The organism is Streptomyces sp. NRRL S-920, assembly GCF_000717945.1.
GTDB classification, from domain to species: domain Bacteria; phylum Actinomycetota; class Actinomycetes; order Streptomycetales; family Streptomycetaceae; genus Streptomyces; species Streptomyces alboniger.
The window spans coordinates 122490-137191 of sequence record NZ_JODF01000016.1; the positions used below are offsets into that span (position 1 = coordinate 122490).

Annotated in this window: 16 protein-coding genes and 3 tRNA genes; 6 read left to right on the forward strand and 13 right to left on the reverse strand. The window is 70.3% G+C overall.

Translation table 11 applies throughout. The annotated features are described in order from the left end of the window. Positions 1 to 36: 36 nt before the first annotated feature. From IG54_RS0114440 to IG54_RS0114470, 7 genes are all read right to left on the reverse strand, one after another. The gene (locus IG54_RS0114440) at positions 37 to 1479 is read right to left on the reverse strand and encodes a DHA2 family efflux MFS transporter permease subunit (RefSeq protein WP_030782629.1); all 1443 of its coding nucleotides are present in this window, start codon (positions 1477 to 1479) and stop codon (positions 37 to 39) included. A gap of 101 nt (positions 1480 to 1580) precedes the next feature. Then, entirely contained in the window at positions 1581 to 2138 is a 558-nt protein-coding gene (locus IG54_RS0114445; RefSeq protein WP_030782632.1) for a TetR/AcrR family transcriptional regulator, read from the reverse strand. A 131-nt stretch (positions 2139 to 2269) separates the two neighbouring features. Then, a complete protein-coding gene (locus tag IG54_RS0114450; protein ID WP_030782634.1) occupies positions 2270 to 2698 on the reverse strand; it encodes a MaoC family dehydratase in 429 nt (142 codons plus the stop codon). A 4-nt stretch (positions 2699 to 2702) separates the two neighbouring features. Beyond that, a complete protein-coding gene (locus tag IG54_RS0114455) occupies positions 2703 to 3167 on the reverse strand; it encodes a MaoC family dehydratase N-terminal domain-containing protein (RefSeq protein WP_030782637.1) in 465 nt (154 codons plus the stop codon). Positions 3168 to 3257: 90 nt separating this feature from the next. Beyond that, entirely contained in the window at positions 3258 to 3422 is a 165-nt protein-coding gene (gene rpmG / locus IG54_RS0114460) for a 50S ribosomal protein L33 (RefSeq protein ID WP_006604855.1), read from the reverse strand. An 88-nt stretch (positions 3423 to 3510) separates the two neighbouring features. Next, positions 3511 to 3583, reverse strand: a tRNA-Met gene (locus tag IG54_RS0114465). Between the two features lie 47 nt (positions 3584 to 3630). After that, positions 3631 to 3703, reverse strand: a tRNA-Thr gene (locus IG54_RS0114470). Positions 3704 to 4062: 359 nt separating this feature from the next. Between IG54_RS0114470 and IG54_RS0114475 the strand changes: the two genes are divergently transcribed. Continuing rightward, the gene (locus IG54_RS0114475) at positions 4063 to 5358 is read left to right on the forward strand and encodes an amidohydrolase family protein (protein ID WP_037897097.1); all 1296 of its coding nucleotides are present in this window, start codon (positions 4063 to 4065) and stop codon (positions 5356 to 5358) included. Between the two features lie 114 nt (positions 5359 to 5472). Then, a complete protein-coding gene (locus IG54_RS0114480; protein WP_030782647.1) occupies positions 5473 to 6129 on the forward strand; it encodes an SDR family oxidoreductase in 657 nt (218 codons plus the stop codon). Positions 6130 to 6241: 112 nt separating this feature from the next. On the opposite strand, the gene IG54_RS40245 is transcribed toward IG54_RS0114480, so the two are convergent. Then, positions 6242 to 6454 (reverse strand): hypothetical protein, encoded by a 213-nt coding sequence (locus tag IG54_RS40245; protein WP_078594090.1) that lies wholly within the window; start codon positions 6452 to 6454, stop codon positions 6242 to 6244. A 222-nt stretch (positions 6455 to 6676) separates the two neighbouring features. Between IG54_RS40245 and IG54_RS37950 the strand changes: the two genes are divergently transcribed. Then, the gene (locus IG54_RS37950) at positions 6677 to 9397 is read left to right on the forward strand and encodes an NACHT domain-containing protein (protein ID WP_078594092.1); all 2721 of its coding nucleotides are present in this window, start codon (positions 6677 to 6679) and stop codon (positions 9395 to 9397) included. A 90-nt stretch (positions 9398 to 9487) separates the two neighbouring features. Here IG54_RS37950 and IG54_RS0114490 read toward each other — a convergent pair. Next, positions 9488 to 9569 (reverse strand) — tRNA-Tyr (locus IG54_RS0114490). A 196-nt stretch (positions 9570 to 9765) separates the two neighbouring features. Between IG54_RS0114490 and IG54_RS0114495 the strand changes: the two genes are divergently transcribed. Together IG54_RS0114495 and IG54_RS37955 are read left to right on the forward strand one after the other, a co-directional pair. Beyond that, positions 9766 to 10254, forward strand: a complete 489-nt coding sequence (locus IG54_RS0114495) for a YajQ family cyclic di-GMP-binding protein (protein ID WP_030782653.1) — start codon at positions 9766 to 9768, stop codon at positions 10252 to 10254. Between the two features lie 256 nt (positions 10255 to 10510). After that, complete coding sequence (locus IG54_RS37955) at positions 10511 to 10804, forward strand: hypothetical protein (protein WP_158708872.1); 294 nt, start codon at positions 10511 to 10513, stop codon at positions 10802 to 10804. A gap of 31 nt (positions 10805 to 10835) precedes the next feature. Here the strand turns inward: IG54_RS37955 and IG54_RS0114505 are convergent, their stop codons facing one another. Continuing rightward, positions 10836 to 11102 (reverse strand): GlsB/YeaQ/YmgE family stress response membrane protein, encoded by a 267-nt coding sequence (locus tag IG54_RS0114505; protein ID WP_030782659.1) that lies wholly within the window; start codon positions 11100 to 11102, stop codon positions 10836 to 10838. A 103-nt stretch (positions 11103 to 11205) separates the two neighbouring features. Between IG54_RS0114505 and IG54_RS0114510 the strand changes: the two genes are divergently transcribed. After that, the gene (locus tag IG54_RS0114510) at positions 11206 to 12441 is read left to right on the forward strand and encodes an APC family permease (protein ID WP_030782663.1); all 1236 of its coding nucleotides are present in this window, start codon (positions 11206 to 11208) and stop codon (positions 12439 to 12441) included. Positions 12442 to 12710: 269 nt separating this feature from the next. Here IG54_RS0114510 and IG54_RS0114515 read toward each other — a convergent pair whose 3' ends face one another. From IG54_RS0114515 to htpX, 3 genes are all read right to left on the reverse strand, one after another. Beyond that, on the reverse strand, positions 12711 to 13259 hold the full coding sequence (locus tag IG54_RS0114515) for an SMI1/KNR4 family protein (protein ID WP_030782667.1): 549 nt from the start codon (positions 13257 to 13259) through the stop codon (positions 12711 to 12713). Between the two features lie 91 nt (positions 13260 to 13350). Continuing rightward, positions 13351 to 13746 (reverse strand): YccF domain-containing protein, encoded by a 396-nt coding sequence (locus IG54_RS0114520; RefSeq protein ID WP_030782671.1) that lies wholly within the window; start codon positions 13744 to 13746, stop codon positions 13351 to 13353. After that, complete coding sequence (gene htpX / locus IG54_RS0114525) at positions 13743 to 14606, reverse strand: zinc metalloprotease HtpX (protein WP_030782674.1); 864 nt, start codon at positions 14604 to 14606, stop codon at positions 13743 to 13745. Before htpX ends, IG54_RS0114520 begins: the two co-directional genes overlap by 4 nt. Positions 14607 to 14702: the final 96 nt, after the last annotated feature.

A 14702-nucleotide genomic window follows, 5' to 3' on the forward strand; every position in this document is an offset into this window, starting at 1 on the left:
CCGCCGGTCCTGGCGGGGCCGTGTCCATGCGAGCGGTCAGGCGTCGGCCAGGGCGTCCTGGCGCTCCACGCGCCCCACCTGGCCGGGCGCGGGCGCGTCGGGCTTCCGGCGGCCGGGGATGCACAGCGCGGCCACCGCGGCGAGGGCCACCACCGCGGCACCCACCCACAGCGCGGGCTCCAGGCCGTCCACGAAGTTCCACGGGGAGCCGTAGCCGCCGCGGGCCGAGAAGATCGAGGACATCACGGCGATGCCGAGGGCGCCGCCGACCTCGCGCAGCGCGTTGTTGGCGCCGGAGGCGATGCCCTGCTCGTGCGGCCGGACGCCGGACATGACCAGGTTGGAGGCGGGGGCGAAGAACAGGGACATGCCGATACCGCTGATGATCAGGGCCGGGAGCTGCACGGCGTACGAGGCGTCGGGCGCGACCACGACGGCGTACCAGCCGAGGCCGGTGGCCTGGAGGAAGAGCCCGGCGGCGACGACGGGGCGGCCGCCGAACCGGTCGGAGAGGTAGCCCGCGAGGGGCGAGACGAGCATCGGCATGCCGGTCCAGGGCAGCATCCGCAGGCCCGCCTCGGTGGGCGAGTAGTGGAGGACGGTCTGCATGTACTGGCTGAGCAGGAAGATCGAGCCGAACATCCCCAGGAACATCAGCAGGCTCGCGGCGTTGATACCGGAGAACGCGCGGCTACGGAAGAGGCGCATCGGCAGCATCGGCGCCTTGTGGCGTATCCCGTGGCGGACGAAGCCGCCGAGGAGCGCGGTGCCCGCGACGAGGCCGCCGAGTACGGTGCCGCCGGTCCAGCCGTCGAGGGGCCCGCGGATCAGGGCGTACACGATTCCGAAGAGGCCGCCGCTGGCGAGCAGGGTGCCCACGATGTCGAGGCGCGCTCCGGGGGCGTGCGACTCGGCGAGGCGGAGGCGGGCGAGCGGCAGCAGGGCCAGGCCGAGCGGAACGTTCAGCCAGAAGATCCACTGCCAGGAGACGTGCTCGGTGAGGCTGCCCCCGATGAGCGGGCCGCCGGCTACCGCGAGGCCGTTGACGGCGCCCCATATTCCGTACGCCATTCCGCGCTTCGCCTCGGGCACGGCGGCCGTCAGGAGGGTCAGCGTGAGCGGCATCATCACCGCGGCGCCGACGCCCTGTACCGCGCGGGCGGCGATCAGGGCCTCGATGCCGGGTGCGAGGGCCGCGGCGGCGGAGGCGCCGGTGAAGACCGTGAGGCCGATGATGAAGAGCTTGCGGCGGCCGAAGCGGTCGCCCAGGGCCGCGCCGAACATGAGGAGCACGGCGAAGGTGAGGGTGTAGGCGCTCACCGTCCACTCCAGGTCGTGCAGCCCTCCCCCGAAGTCCTCTCGGATGGACGGCAGGGCGGTGGTGACGACGAGGTTGTCGAGAGCCGCCATGAATCCAGCGGCGCTGGTGATGACCAGGGCCCAGGCCGCTCCCCCGGCCCGCGCGGTCTTCTGTGGCATTGCTTTCCCTGCTTTCCCCTGTGAATGACTGGTTGGTTAGTTATTGATTACTAACTTTCGCGGGCGCAAAGAAACACGCCCCCTGCGGGGACGGGCCCGACCTACTCCGACGACCGCACCGCGTGCTCGAAGCCGCTCCACACGCGGTGATCGGACCGGTAGCCCATCGACACCAGGACATTGATCAACATCCCGTACGCGAGGAAGGTCGTCCCCTCGTCGATGTCGGCGCCCAGAGCCAGGCTGACCGTGTCGTACATCTCCATCCAGGCGGCGCGCAGCGCCTCGCCGAACTCCCGGTCCCCGGACGCCTCCGCGGAGGCCACCGCGACGTACATCTGCATCTGCATGAGCAGCTTGTCCGGGTCATCGGCGATGAGCGCCCGGTAGGCGTCCCCCATGGCGAGCGCGGCCTCCTCCGCCTCCAGCCCTTCGGACGCCCGCCTGAAGACCTCGGTGATCTCCTGGCTGCACCGCAGGGACGCGGCGAGGAAGATGGCCTGCTTGCTCGGGAAGAGGCGGAAGAGGTACGGCTGCGAGACGCCCACACGCTTGGCGATCACCTCGGTGGAGGTGCCCTTGTAGCCGCCGCGCGCGAATTCGACCATCGCCGCGCGGATGACGCTCTCGCGCCGCTCCTCTGCGCTCATCCTGACCATGCAGGTAAGTTAGTGGCCAATCACTAAGGGAGTCAAGGGGCGCGTTCATGGGCGGTCATGGGGCGCACACAGGTAAGGGGCGCTCCTCAATAGAGGGCGCCCCTTACCGCGTATCCGTGAACGGCCGTCCGTCAGGCCAGCTGCACGACCGCCCGCGACATGCCGAGGACCTTCTGGTCCGCGCTCTTGGCGAGCAGGTCGACCCGGACGCGCCGGTCGTCCAGCTTGGCCGCGACCTTGGCACCGACCTCTATGGTGGCGCCCTTGTCGTCGTTGGGGACGACGACCGGCTTGGTGAAGCGCACGCCGTACTCGACGATCGCTCCCGGGTCGCCCACCCAGTCGGTCACGACTCGGATCGCCTCGGCCATGGTGAGCATGCCGTGCGCGATGACGTCGGGGAGGCCGACCTCGACCGCGAACTTCTCGTTCCAGTGGATCGGGTTGAAGTCCCCCGAGGCACCCGCGTATTCGACGAGCGTGGCGCGTGTCACGGGAAAGGCCTGGGCCGGCAGCTCCGTGCCGACCTCGACATCGTCGTAGGAAATCTTCGCCGTCATCGCTTCAGGCCCCCTCTGCCGCGGGCTCCGCCGCACGCGCGACGAGCTTCGTCCAGGCGGTCACGACGTGCTCCCCGGCTTCGTCGTGGACCTCGCCGCGGACGTCCAGGATGTCGTTGCCCGCGAGCGACTTGATGCTCTCGATGGTCGAGGTGACCGTGAGCCGGTCCCCCGCGCGCACCGGGCGGGTGTAGGAGAACTTCTGGTCGCCGTGCACGACGCGGCTGTAGTCGAGTCCCAACTGCGGGTCCCGGAACACCTGTCCCGCGGCCTTGAAAGTGATCGCGAACACAAAAGTCGGCGGGGCGATCACATCGGGGTGACCGAGTGCCTTGGCGGTTTCCCTGTCGGTGTACGCGGGATTGGCGTCCCCCACCGCCTCGGCGAACTCGCGGATCTTCTCCCGGCCGACCTCATAAGGATCAGTGGGCGGATAGGACCGCCCCACGAAGGACTGGTCGAGCGCCATGGACTCGGTACCTCCTGTGGTTGGTTTCGTAAAAAACGACGCGAGGCCGCCCCCAACAAACGGGGACGGCCTCGTGTACGAGCCTGTGTGTCAGCGCGTTTCGCGGTGAGCAGTGTGCGAGTTGCAGCGCGGGCAGTGCTTCTTCATCTCAAGACGGTCCGGGTCGTTACGCCGGTTCTTCTTGGTGATGTAGTTCCGCTCCTTGCACTCCACGCAGGCCAGCGTGATCTTCGGGCGGACGTCGGTGGCAGCCACGTGAGTGCTCCTTGACGGACGGATGGACGGATGAACGCATACAAGAGTAGCCGATCGAAGGACCGACCCCACAATCGGCTACCAGGAGTAGCGGTGACCGGACTTGAACCGGTGACACAGCGATTATGAGCCGCTTGCTCTACCGACTGAGCTACACCGCTGCGATGCCGGATCCCCTCGCCCGAAAGCGAGGATCACTCGACATCAGAGCCCCAATGCGGAATCGAACCGCAGACCTTCTCCTTACCATGGAGACGCTCTACCGACTGAGCTATTGGGGCGAGCGATGAAGACATTACACGGTTGGTCGCCGATCGCCCAAATCCGTTTCGCCAGGGCCGTCCGGGGGGATCTGGAGGGCCGCCTCAGAGGTCTCCGAATGCCTCGTCCGTGCCGTTGCGCCACACCGATGCGGCTTGTGGCATCCCGCCGAGACGGCTGGTGACAGCACGTCGGTACGGCTCGTGGCATCCGGCCGGTTACGGCTCTGGGCATGGCACCAGTACGGCTCGTGCCACCACACCGGTACGACTATTGCGCTCCTCCTCGAAGCGGACGTTTCGCCGTCCTAGGCTCGGCACACGCTGCGTGATCTTGACGCCCCGAACGACAGCAGCCGCCCCCGAACGCCAGGAGCGCGATGCCCGACAGCCAGCCGCAGCAGCCCCACTCATCCGGCTCCTCCGGTTCCTCCGGTTCCGACCCCACGGCCGACTCGGGGTCCCTGCTGCTCTGCGGCGCCCGGCTCACCGACGGCAGGACCGTGGACGTCCGGCTCGGCGGCGGGCGCATCGAGGCGGTCGGCACCGTCGGCAGCCTGACCGCGCACTCCGCGCGCGTGGACCTCGCCGGCTATCTGCTGCTGCCGGCCGCCGCCGAGCCGCACGCCCACGGCGACACCGCGCTCTCGGCGGACGTGCCGGGCCCGGTCTCGTACGACGTACCCGACGTGCAGCGCAGGGCCACGGAGGCGGCTCTGCTCCAGCTCGGGCACGGCGCGACGGCCCTGCGGTCGCATGTGCGGATCGGGGACGTCCAGGGGCTGGGCCCGATGGAGGCCGTGCTTCAGGCGCGGCGCTCGCTGCGGGGTCTGGTCGATCTGACAGCCGTCGCGGTGCCGCGGCTGCTGACCGGCGCCGCGGGTGCCGATGGGCTCGCGATGCTGCGGGACGCGGTGAAAATGGGCGCCTCCGTAGTAGGCGGTTGCCCGGATCTCGACCCCGATCCGACGGGGTACGCGGAGGCGGTCCTGGAGCTTGCCGCCGAGCACGGCTGCCCCGTCGACCTGCATACGGACGGTGACGATCCGGCGCGGCTCGGGCGGCTCGCGGCGATGGCGGCCGGGGTGCGGGCCGGGGTGACGATCGGCCCGTGCGGCGGCCTCGGACGGCTGCCGAGGGAGGTGGCCGCGCGCGGCGCCGAACAACTGGCGGCGGCCGGCGTGACCGTGATCTGCCTGCCCCAGGGCGGCTGCGGCAGCACGGATCGACGTGGACTCGCGCCGGTGCGGCTGCTGCGGTCGGCCGGGGTGCGGGTGGCGGCGGGGAGCGGGGCGATGCGGGATGTGTCGAACCCCGTGGGGCGGGGGGATCCGCTGGAGGCCGCGTATCTGCTGGCCTCGCGGCGCGGGCTGCGCCCCGAGGATGCCTACGACGCGGTGAGCGGGGCGGCGCGGACGGCCATGGGCCTGCCCGAGATCCGGGTGGAGGCGGGCTTCCCCGCCGAGCTGCTCGCGGTGCGCGGCGACCGGCTCGCGGGCGCGCTGTCGCTCGCGTACAGCCGGATCGTGGTGCACCGGGGGCGCGTGGTGGCGCGGACCAGCGCGGTACGCGAGTACTGCGACTCGGCCGCCGCCGTGGCCCTGGACCTGCCGCGCCAGGGGCGGGCCAAGGGAGGCGAGCCGGGGCGGCCGAGAGGGGACGAGGCGGCGCCTTGAGGGTGACGCTTCGGGAGTGCGGCGGCGCCTTGAGAGCCAGGTGGGGCGGGCGGGGCGGGCGGTCGGGACCTCCGCGTGCGGCGAACGCGCCCGTGCTGCCGTACGGTCGGAGACATGCGCATTGTCATCGCTGGAGGTCATGGTCAGATCGCGCTGCGGCTCGAGCGTCTGCTCGCCGCGCGTGGTGACGAGGTCGCCGGACTGATCCGCGACGCCGGGCAGGAAGCCGATCTGCGCGAGGCCGGTGCCGAACCGGTGCTGTGTGACCTGGAGTCGGCGTCGGTCGACCAGGTCGCCGAACACCTGCGCGGAGCCGACGCGGCGGTCTTCGCGGCGGGCGCGGGACCGGGCAGCGACGTCGCCCGCAAGAACACCGTGGACCGGGGCGCCGCCGTGCTCTTCGCGGACGCGGCGGAGCGGGCCGGGGTGCGGCGGTACATCGTCGTGTCGTCGATGGGCGCGGACCCCGCGCACCAGGGCGACGAGGTCTTCGACGCGTATCTGCGGGCCAAGGGCGAGGCGGACGTGAACGTACGCGCGCGTGCCGCTCTGGATTGGACGATCCTGCGTCCCGGGATGCTGACGGACGACGCGGGCACGGGTCTCGTACGCCTGGAGGCGTCGACCGGGCGGGGGCCGATCCCACGCGACGACGTCGCCGCGGTGCTCGCGGAGCTTCTGGAGACACCGGCGACGGCCGGCCTGACGCTGGAACTGGTCAGCGGTTCGGTGCCGGTGTCGGTGGCGGTCAAGTCCGTCGCGGGGAACTGAAAGGTTTTCCGGGCCGCCGCCTCCGGCACACGATCCACGGGTTCAGATGAGCCCCGCGAAGCCCGGGAGGCCTGGAGGCGCCTGGGAGGCCCTGAGGGCCCCTCAGGGGCGCTCAGAACAGCGGGAGCTGGCCCGGTAGGTCCGGGACCGTGTAGCCGTCCAGGGCGGGCTGTGCGGCGCCCAGCTGGGCGTGCCGGCGGGATCCCGGACAGGAGACCAGGTCACCGGTGGCGCGCGAGCCCGGCGGGTCGTGACGGGCGAACCGCCCGCCTACGACGGCGATCTCGCGGCGGCACTCCGGGCAGCTTCTGCGACGGGATGACATGGTCCCATTCTGAGCCCTGCGGATCTGATCTCGGCTTCGAGCAGTGCGGACCTCGGCTTCGAGCCGTACGGACCTCGGCTTCGAGCCCTGCGGACCTCGGCGGCGCCCGCGATCCAACTCCGCCCCCGGTTTGTCAAGTTGGGCGATGCCTGCGAGCGCTCCGCCCTATCCTGCCCCGAAGGCGACGTGCACATCGCGCCGCATGGACGCCTCGGAGGGCTGATGGAACCCGCCGTGATCGGGGCTCGGCTCGCGTCGAGCATCGTGGGGCCGCTGGTCAGAAAACTGTTCGTATCCGAAGGCCCCGGGGCCGACCTGGTGGACCGTCCCGTGGCCGTATCCGGTCTCGTCTCGTTCCGGGGCGAGAAGCGGACGCTCTCCGACAAGGACCTGTACAAGATCGCGGAAGAGCTGGTCAGGCGGGCCGCCCACTCGACAGGCGTCGAGGACGAACTGCCCTCCTTCGAGAAGCGGGCCGTCGTCCACGCCGTCACCGATTCACTGCGTTCCCTCGGCACACTCGCGATGGACGACGTCCAGGCCGTACGCCTCGGTCATCTCGCGCTCTCCAGACAGCTGCGCGCCCAGAACAGGACGGCCACGCTCGGCCTGTCCCACGACGCGGTCACGCTGCATGCCGGCGTGATGGACACCGCCTGTCTGCACATTCTGAACTTCTTCACCCAGCGGTCCACCTTCGTGCCGCGCACACTCCTCGAACAGAGCCGCGGCATCGAGGAGCTGACCCGGAAGATCGACGCTCTGATCACCCGGTCGCCGCCGCCCGCGGACGGTCCCTTCGAGAAGCGGTACGCGCACTACATCGCCGCCAAGCACGGCAAGTTGAGCATCTTCGGTCTCGACCTGTCCGGGGCTCCGGAGAGCTGGCGACTCGACGTGGCCTATCTCCGCTTGGACGCGGCCGTCGACGCGCTGAGTCCCGTCCCCACGGTGGTCTCGGCCGACCATGTCCTCGCGGGCCGCGACCGCGTACTCCTGCGCGGCGTGGCGGGCTCGGGGAAGACCACCCTCATCCAGTGGCTGGCGGTGTCCACGGCGAACAAGTCGCTCAACGAACAGTTGCTCTACCTCTATGGGCTCGTACCGTTCGTGCTGCCCCTGCGCACGCTGACGCGCAGCGGCGCCCCGCTCCCCGCCCCCGACGGATTCCTGTCGGCGGTGGACTGCCCGATCGCCGGGAGCCAGCCGCCCGGGTGGATCGACCGGGTGCTGCAAGCCGGCCGGGGGCTCATCCTGATCGACGGGATCGACGAGATTCCCGAGGACGACCGCGGTGACGCCCGCCGCTGGCTCCGCGAACTCCTCAGCGCCTACCCGGACAACCGCTGGCTCGTCACCTCCAGGCCCTCGGCCGTACGGGAACGCTGGCTGGCCGAGGACGACTTCGCCGAGCTGGACCTGGCCCCCATGAACCGGGACAACATCGCCGAGTTCATCCAGCGATGGCACAAGGCCGCCGGTATCAGCGACCAGTACGCCACCGAGTTGCTCCGTGCGGTCCGGGCCCAGCAGGATCTGAGCGGGCTCGCGGTCAACCCCCTGATGTGCGGCCTGATCTGCGCCCTGCACCAGGACCGCCGCGGCTATCTGCCCGACGGCCGCAAGGAGATCTACGACGCGGCCCTGTCCATGCTGCTCTTCCGGCGCGACCGCGAACGCGGAGTCCTCAAATCCGGCCCGATCCACATCAGCGAGGCCGAACACATCCAGCTCATCCAGAAACTGGCCTACTGGATGATCCGCAACGGCCGCTCCGAGATGAACCGCACCGACGCGGTGGAGCTGCTGCGCCGCGTCCTGCCCGCCATGCCCAAGGTCGCGGAGCAGGGCACGCCGGAAGCCGTGTACCGGCATCTGCTCGTCCGCAGCGGTCTGCTCCGGGAGCCGAGCGCGAACTCCATGGACTTCGTCCACCGGACGTTCCAGGACTACCTGGGAGCCAAGGCGGCGGTCGAGGAGCTGGACTTCGACTTCCTCATCGCCAACGCGCACCTGGACCAGTGGGAGGACGTCATCAGGATGGCCGTCGCCCACGCGCGGCCCACGGAGCGGACGCACCTCCTGACGGGCCTCATCAGGCGTGAGAACGCCTCCCGGCAGGGCCGGGACCGTCTCCATCTCCTCGCGGCCGCCTGCCTGGAACACGCCACGGAGCTGGATCCAGCGGTGCGGGCCGAGGTGCAGGAGCGAGCCGCGGCGCTGATCCCGCCGCGTTCGACGGACCGGGCCCGCGCCCTGGCCGCGATCGGCCCTGTCGTACTCGAACTGCTGACCGGCCCCCGGGAACTCCCGCCGCGCCCTGCCGCCCTGGACCCCTTCGCCACGGACGAGCAGAAGGCCGAGGCGGCGGCGGCCGAAGCCGCGTACCAGGCGGTGGCGGATGAGGCGTACTTCACAGTGCTCACGGCCACGCCCATCGCGACCGATGCCGCCGTCGAGGTGCTCGCCCTGTACCGCGACCATCCGGACCTGCGGGTGCGCAGCGAACTCGCCCAGGCGTGGAGCAGGTACGACACCGACCTGTACGGCCAGGAAGTCGTCGCACACCTCGCCGAGGACGGCCTCTACTTCCCCGTCTCGAACCTGCGGGAACTCTCCGCGCTGCGGAGTTTCGGCGGCCGTTCCCGCATCAAGATCACCGGGGAGTTCGCCGTCGACGAGTTCATCGCCACGTGCCCGAGCCAGCGCCTCACGCACCTCTGGGTCGAGTCCGACATGGGCCCCGCCTGGGACTGGCTGAGCCACTTCCCCGCACTGCGTGTACTCACCATTGAGACACTCCATCCGAGCATCGACCTCAGCACGCTGGAGAGGGTGCGCTCCTTGCTCACGCTCCGCGTCCCGGAAGACGCCGAACTCGTCGGCTCGCATCTGCTTCCGGAGTCCACGAAGGTCGTACGGGGCTGCCCCAGTACGGCGTGATGCCGCGCGAGAACTGGCACGCGGCCGGGCGAAACGAAGAAACCCCCTCCGGTCTACGTTTCCGCAGATCGGAGGGGGTTTACCTTCATGTGGCGGCGCCAGGATTCGAACCTGGGAAGGCTGAGCCGGCAGATTTACAGTCTGCTCCCTTTGGCCGCTCGGGCACACCGCCGGGGTTGCTGCCTCGCTCCGCTTTCGCGGCGCTCCGTGGCAACGACGTAAACGATACCTGATGCACCGGGGTGCTTCGCCACCCGATTGATCGGCACCCGGCGCGGGCGCGGTGGCTAGGCTTTGCGGATGCGGCCAGCGTCAGGCGGCCGTGTATCCGCTGAGTACGCACACCCCGATACAAGGAGCCACAGGACATGGCCGACTCCAGTTTCGACATCGTCTCGAAGGTCGAGCGGCAGGAAGTCGACAACGCCCTCAACCAGGCCGCCAAGGAGATCTCGCAGCGCTACGACTTCAAGGGCACGGGTGCCTCGATCTCGTGGTCCGGCGAGAAGATCCTGATGGAGGCGACCGGTGAGGAGCGGGTCAAGGCGATCCTCGATGTCTTCCAGTCCAAGCTGGTCAAGCGCGGCATCTCGCTGAAGGCACTGGACGCGGGCGAGCCGCAGCTGTCCGGCAAGGAGTACAAGATCTTCGCGTCCATCGAGGAGGGCATCTCCCAGGAGAACGCGAAGAAGGTCGCAAAGATCATCCGCGACGAGGGCCCGAAGGGCGTCAAGGCGCAGGTCCAGGGCGACGAGCTGCGCGTCAGCTCGAAGAGCCGCGACGACCTCCAGGCCGTGCAGACGCTGCTCAAGGGCCAGGACTTCGACTTCGCGCTCCAGTTCGTCAACTACCGGTAAGCAAGAACTACCGGTAAGCACGTTCGCAGGGCGCGACGGGGGCACATCGCCGAGGACGGTCTCGGCGGTGTGCCCCCGTCGCGTCTCCGCCGTCCGGGCGGCGCCGCTCCTGGCTCATTCTCGCCCTGTTCATGATCGTCGCCCCGGCAGTACCGTCCCGAGCCATGAACATGAGGGGGATGCGGACGTACTGGGGCTACATCGCGGCGCGGCTCTGATCGCCGCCTGGAGCAGTCGTGCCGCCACCGCTGTGATCGTGGTTCTCTCACTGGCGGTCGTCTCGTACGCGACCTTTCAGTTTCCCGTGTGGTGCGGGGCGGTCAATCGCAACGGCACCTACTGCCGGCGCAACGCTTCAGGGATCTTGATGGGCTGCAATCTCCGTCAGCACCGGTGGCAGAAGATCAAGCTGGTGGTTCTGCGGAGCAAGGCGGGAGACATCTCCAGGGCGGTCTTCCCGACCGCGAAGGAGAAGTTCGCGGCATTCATCGCCATCGGTGGTCTCGCGTCCGCCATCGCGGCCGTGATCGTGCCGGTGGTGACCGACTGAGCCGGCCGACGCAGTACGAGGGAACGGCCTCTCAGCGCCGCGAGTGGCCGAAAAGGATGCGGTAGGCGACGAGCAGGACGAGGGAGCCGCCGATGGCCGCCGCCCAGGTGGCGCCGTCGTAGAAGTCGTTGACGATCGGGCGGTCGAGGTAGCGGGCGGAGATCCAGCCGCCGATGAAGGCGCCCGCGATGCCGATGACGGTCGTGCCGATGAAGCCGCCGGGGTCGCGGCCGGGCAGCAGCAGTTTGGCGACGGCTCCGGCGAGCAGCCCCAGAACGATCCAACTGATGACGCCCATGCGATGACCCGGCCTTTCTCGCGCGGTGAGCTTTTGTGCGCTGTTGTCCTGAAGGACGCCTCTACGGAGAGCCGCGGTTGCGGTGATCCGTAAGGTGCGGCGCATGACACAGCAACCAGAGCTGCGGCGGACCCTCGGTGTCTTCGACGCGGTGGTGATCGGCCTCGGGTCGATGGTGGGCGCGGGGATCTTCGCCGCGCTCGGGCCCGCGGCGGGCGCGGCGGGGTCGGGGCTGCTGCTCGGGCTCGCGATCGCCGCGGTGGTGGCGTACTGCAACGCGACGGCGTCGGCGCGGCTCGCCGCCCGCTACCCCGCGTCGGGCGGGACCTACGTCTACGGGCGGGAGCGGCTCGGGGAGTTCTGGGGGTACCTGGCGGGCTGGGCGTTCGTCGTCGGCAAGACCGCGTCGTGCGCGGCGATGGCGCTGACCGTGGGGGCGTACGTCTGGCCGGGCCAAGCCCATGCGGTGGCGGTGGCAGCCGTGGTGCTGCTGACGGCCGTGAACTACCTGGGCGTCCAGAAGTCGGCGTGGCTGACGCGGGGGATCGTGGCGGTGGTGCTCGCCGTGCTGGCGGCGGTCTTCGCCGTCTGCCTCGGGTCGGGGGCGGCCGGCGCGGAGCGGCTCGATGTGGGGCTCTCAAACGGGTTCGGTGGGGTGCTGGAGGCCGCGGGGCTGCTGTTCTTCGCCTTCGCGGGGTACGCCCGCATCGCGACGCTCGGCGAGGAGGTGCGCGATCCGGCGCGGACCATTCCGCGGGCGATCCCGGTGGCGTTGGGCATCGCCTTGTGCGTGTACGCGTGCGTGGCGGTCGCCGTGCTCTCCGTCCTCGGGCCCTCGGGGCTCGCCGGGGCGACCGCACCGCTGGCCGACGCGGTGCGGGCGGCGGGCGTGCCGGGGCTCGTGCCCGTCGTGCGGGTGGGGGCCGCGGTGGCGGCGCTCGGCTCGCTCCTCGCGCTGATCCTGGGCGTCTCCCGGACGACGCTGGCCATGGCGCGGGACCGGCACCTGCCGGGCGCGCTGGTGGCCGTGCATCCGCGCTTCCGGGTGCCGCACCGCGCGGAGCTGGCCGTGGGCGCGGTGGTGGCGGTGGCCGCCGCGACGGTGGATGTGCGTGGGGCGATCGGCTTCTCCTCCTTCGGGGTGCTCGTCTACTACGCGATCGCCAACGCCTCTGCGTGGACGCTCGGTTCGTCACCCACCGCGCGGATCCTGCCCGTGGTGGGCGGCCTCGGGTGCGTGCTACTGGCGTTCGCGCTGCCGGTGACCTCGGTGGTGGCCGGGGTGGCTGTGCTGGCGGTGGGGGTGGCGGCTTATGGGGTGCGGATGCGGATGCGTTGAGGGCGGGGGGCCTTCGGGTGGGCGCACCTTTAGGCAAGAGGCCCAGCGGGCGTGGGCGTGCGGCACGGCCCGGACGTGGGCGCGTGCGGCATGCGGGCGTCGACCGGACGTCGTAGGGCCGTCGTACGGGCGCGCTTGCCGGGCGAGCGGCACGCGCGAGGGTGCTTGCCAGGCGAGCACGGCGCCGCCGCGCGCCGCAGCTCCTCAGGGGAGCGGCACGCGCGGCGCGCTTCTCGGCCGAGCGGCACGCGCACGCCCCCGGTCGACTGTCACGCGTGCGCTATCCGCACCTGGGCGTCGTGCCAACTCGGCAGCTCCAGGCCCTCGTTGTCCTCCTCGTACCACCCGGTGCCGTCGAGCCACGCGGTCAGCCAGACCGTGAGGCTCGGGGAGTCGACGAACCAGGCGTGGTCGGGGTCGCCGCCGTTCGGCTCGAAGAGCAACACCTGGGCCGAGTCCGTGCGGCAGTCCACGCACGCGTACATTCCGCAGCCCCAGTGGGATATCGGCAGTACGCCTTCCGGCCAGCCCCAGTCGTCGGCGTGGCGCATCGCTAGGTACTTCTCGACGACCGCGGGCTCGCCTCCGGAGGACTTGTTCTCCAGCAGGGGCAACAGGCCGTACTCCGGGCCGAATCCGCCGTCGCCTATGCGGGTGTACAGCGCGGCGAGCAGCGGAGGCAGGCGGAAGCCCAGGGCCGCCTCCGCCCGGGCCAGGGTGTCCGCGTCCACGGGGGCGGGCAGGACGTCCCAGCCCCAGGGGCGGGTGGCGCGCGCCTCGGCGGCGACGCGGGCCAGCAACTGCTCGGTGTCCGTCATGAGTTCATGGTGGACCACGGCACTGACAATCGGCGCCGAGCGCGGTGTGCCCCCAAGGCCCTCGGGGGCCGCGTCCCGGAAGGTGCTGGCTCTAGTAGCGCGCGGTGAACGGCTGGTCCGTGCGGACGATGTCGCGGCCGAGCGGCAGCAGCGAGACCGGGATCAGCTTGAAGTTGGCCACGCCCAGGGGGATGCCGATGATCGTGACGCACAGGAGGATGCCCGTCACGATGTGACCGAGGGCGAGCCACCAGCCCGCGAGGACCAGCCACAGGACATTGCCGACGCAGGAAGGCGCGCCCGCGTCGCGGCGCTCGACCGTGGTGTAGCCGAAGGGCCACAGGGCATAGCGGCCGATGCGGAAGCTGGCGAGGCCGAACGGGATGCCGATGATCGTGACGCAGAGCAGCACGCCCGCCAGCAGGTAGGCCAGGAACATCCAGAAGCCGCAGAGGACGAGCCATATGACGTTGAGGATTGTCTTCACTGGTGGCGACCTGCCATCTGCTCGAGTCGGGCGATGCGCTCCGCCATCGGCGGATGCGTGGAGAACATCTTGGACATGCCCTGCCCCGGGCGGAAGGGGTTCGCGATCATCATGTGACTCGCCGTCTCGAGACGGGGCTCGGGCGGTAGCGGCAACTGCTTCGTGCCCGCTTCGAGCTTGCGCAGGGCGCTCGCGAGCGCGAGCGGGTCGCCGGTCAGTTGCGCGCCGGACGCGTCGGCCTCGTACTCCCTGGAACGGCTGATCGCCAGCTGGATGATCGAGGCCGCCAGCGGGCCGAGCAGCACGATCAGGAGCATTCCGAAGATGCCGGGGCCGTCGTTGTCGTTCGAGCGGCCGATGGGGATCAGCCAGGCGAAGTTGACCAGGAACATGATCACGGAGGCCAGGGCGCCCGCGACCGAGGAGATCAGGATGTCGCGGTTGTAGACGTGACTCAGCTCGTGGCCGATGACGCCGCGCAGCTCGCGCTCGTCGAGAAGGCGCAGGATGCCGTCGGTGCAGCACACCGCCGCGTTGCGCGGGTTGCGGCCGGTCGCGAAGGCGTTCGGGGCCTCGGTGGGTGAGATGTACAGGCGGGGCATGGGCTGGCGGGCCTGGGTGGAGAGTTCGCGGACCATGCGGTACAGCGCGGGGGCCTCGAATTCGCTCACCGGGCGGGCGCGCATGGCTCGCAGGGCGAGCTTGTCGCTGTTCCAGTACGCGTACGCGTTGGTGCCGAGGGCTACCAAGAGCGCGACGAAAAGGCCCGTACGCCCGAAGAAGCTGCCGATGACGAGGATGAGTCCGGACAGTCCCCCGAGGAGTACGGCGGTCTTCAACCCGTTGTGCCGGCGGTGCACGGTACGCCCTCCTGGTGGTGCGTGGGGGAACCCTCTGCTGGTTGGTGCTTCCACTGTTCAGTGGACCCTCCCGTACTGGTCAACGCCAGGCGGGGA

What these genes read in the sequence shown, in the direction of transcription:
- IG54_RS0114440 (WP_030782629.1), bottom strand. Translation starts at nt 1,479, where the DNA reads ATGCCACAGAAGACCGCGCGGGCCGGGGGAGCGGCCTGGGCCCTGGTC.
- IG54_RS0114445 (WP_030782632.1), bottom strand. Translation starts at nt 2,138, where the DNA reads ATGGTCAGGATGAGCGCAGAGGAGCGGCGCGAGAGCGTCATCCGCGCG.
- IG54_RS0114450 (WP_030782634.1), bottom strand. Translation starts at nt 2,698, where the DNA reads ATGACGGCGAAGATTTCCTACGACGATGTCGAGGTCGGCACGGAGCTG.
- IG54_RS0114455 (WP_030782637.1), bottom strand. Translation starts at nt 3,167, where the DNA reads ATGGCGCTCGACCAGTCCTTCGTGGGGCGGTCCTATCCGCCCACTGAT.
- IG54_RS0114475 (WP_037897097.1), top strand. Translation starts at nt 4,063, where the DNA reads ATGCCCGACAGCCAGCCGCAGCAGCCCCACTCATCCGGCTCCTCCGGT.
- IG54_RS0114480 (WP_030782647.1), top strand. Translation starts at nt 5,473, where the DNA reads ATGCGCATTGTCATCGCTGGAGGTCATGGTCAGATCGCGCTGCGGCTC.
- IG54_RS40245 (WP_078594090.1), bottom strand. Translation starts at nt 6,454, where the DNA reads ATGTCATCCCGTCGCAGAAGCTGCCCGGAGTGCCGCCGCGAGATCGCC.
- IG54_RS37950 (WP_078594092.1), top strand. Translation starts at nt 6,677, where the DNA reads ATGGAACCCGCCGTGATCGGGGCTCGGCTCGCGTCGAGCATCGTGGGG.
- IG54_RS0114495 (WP_030782653.1), top strand. Translation starts at nt 9,766, where the DNA reads ATGGCCGACTCCAGTTTCGACATCGTCTCGAAGGTCGAGCGGCAGGAA.
- IG54_RS0114505 (WP_030782659.1), bottom strand. Translation starts at nt 11,102, where the DNA reads ATGGGCGTCATCAGTTGGATCGTTCTGGGGCTGCTCGCCGGAGCCGTC.
- IG54_RS0114510 (WP_030782663.1), top strand. Translation starts at nt 11,206, where the DNA reads ATGACACAGCAACCAGAGCTGCGGCGGACCCTCGGTGTCTTCGACGCG.
- IG54_RS0114515 (WP_030782667.1), bottom strand. Translation starts at nt 13,259, where the DNA reads ATGACGGACACCGAGCAGTTGCTGGCCCGCGTCGCCGCCGAGGCGCGC.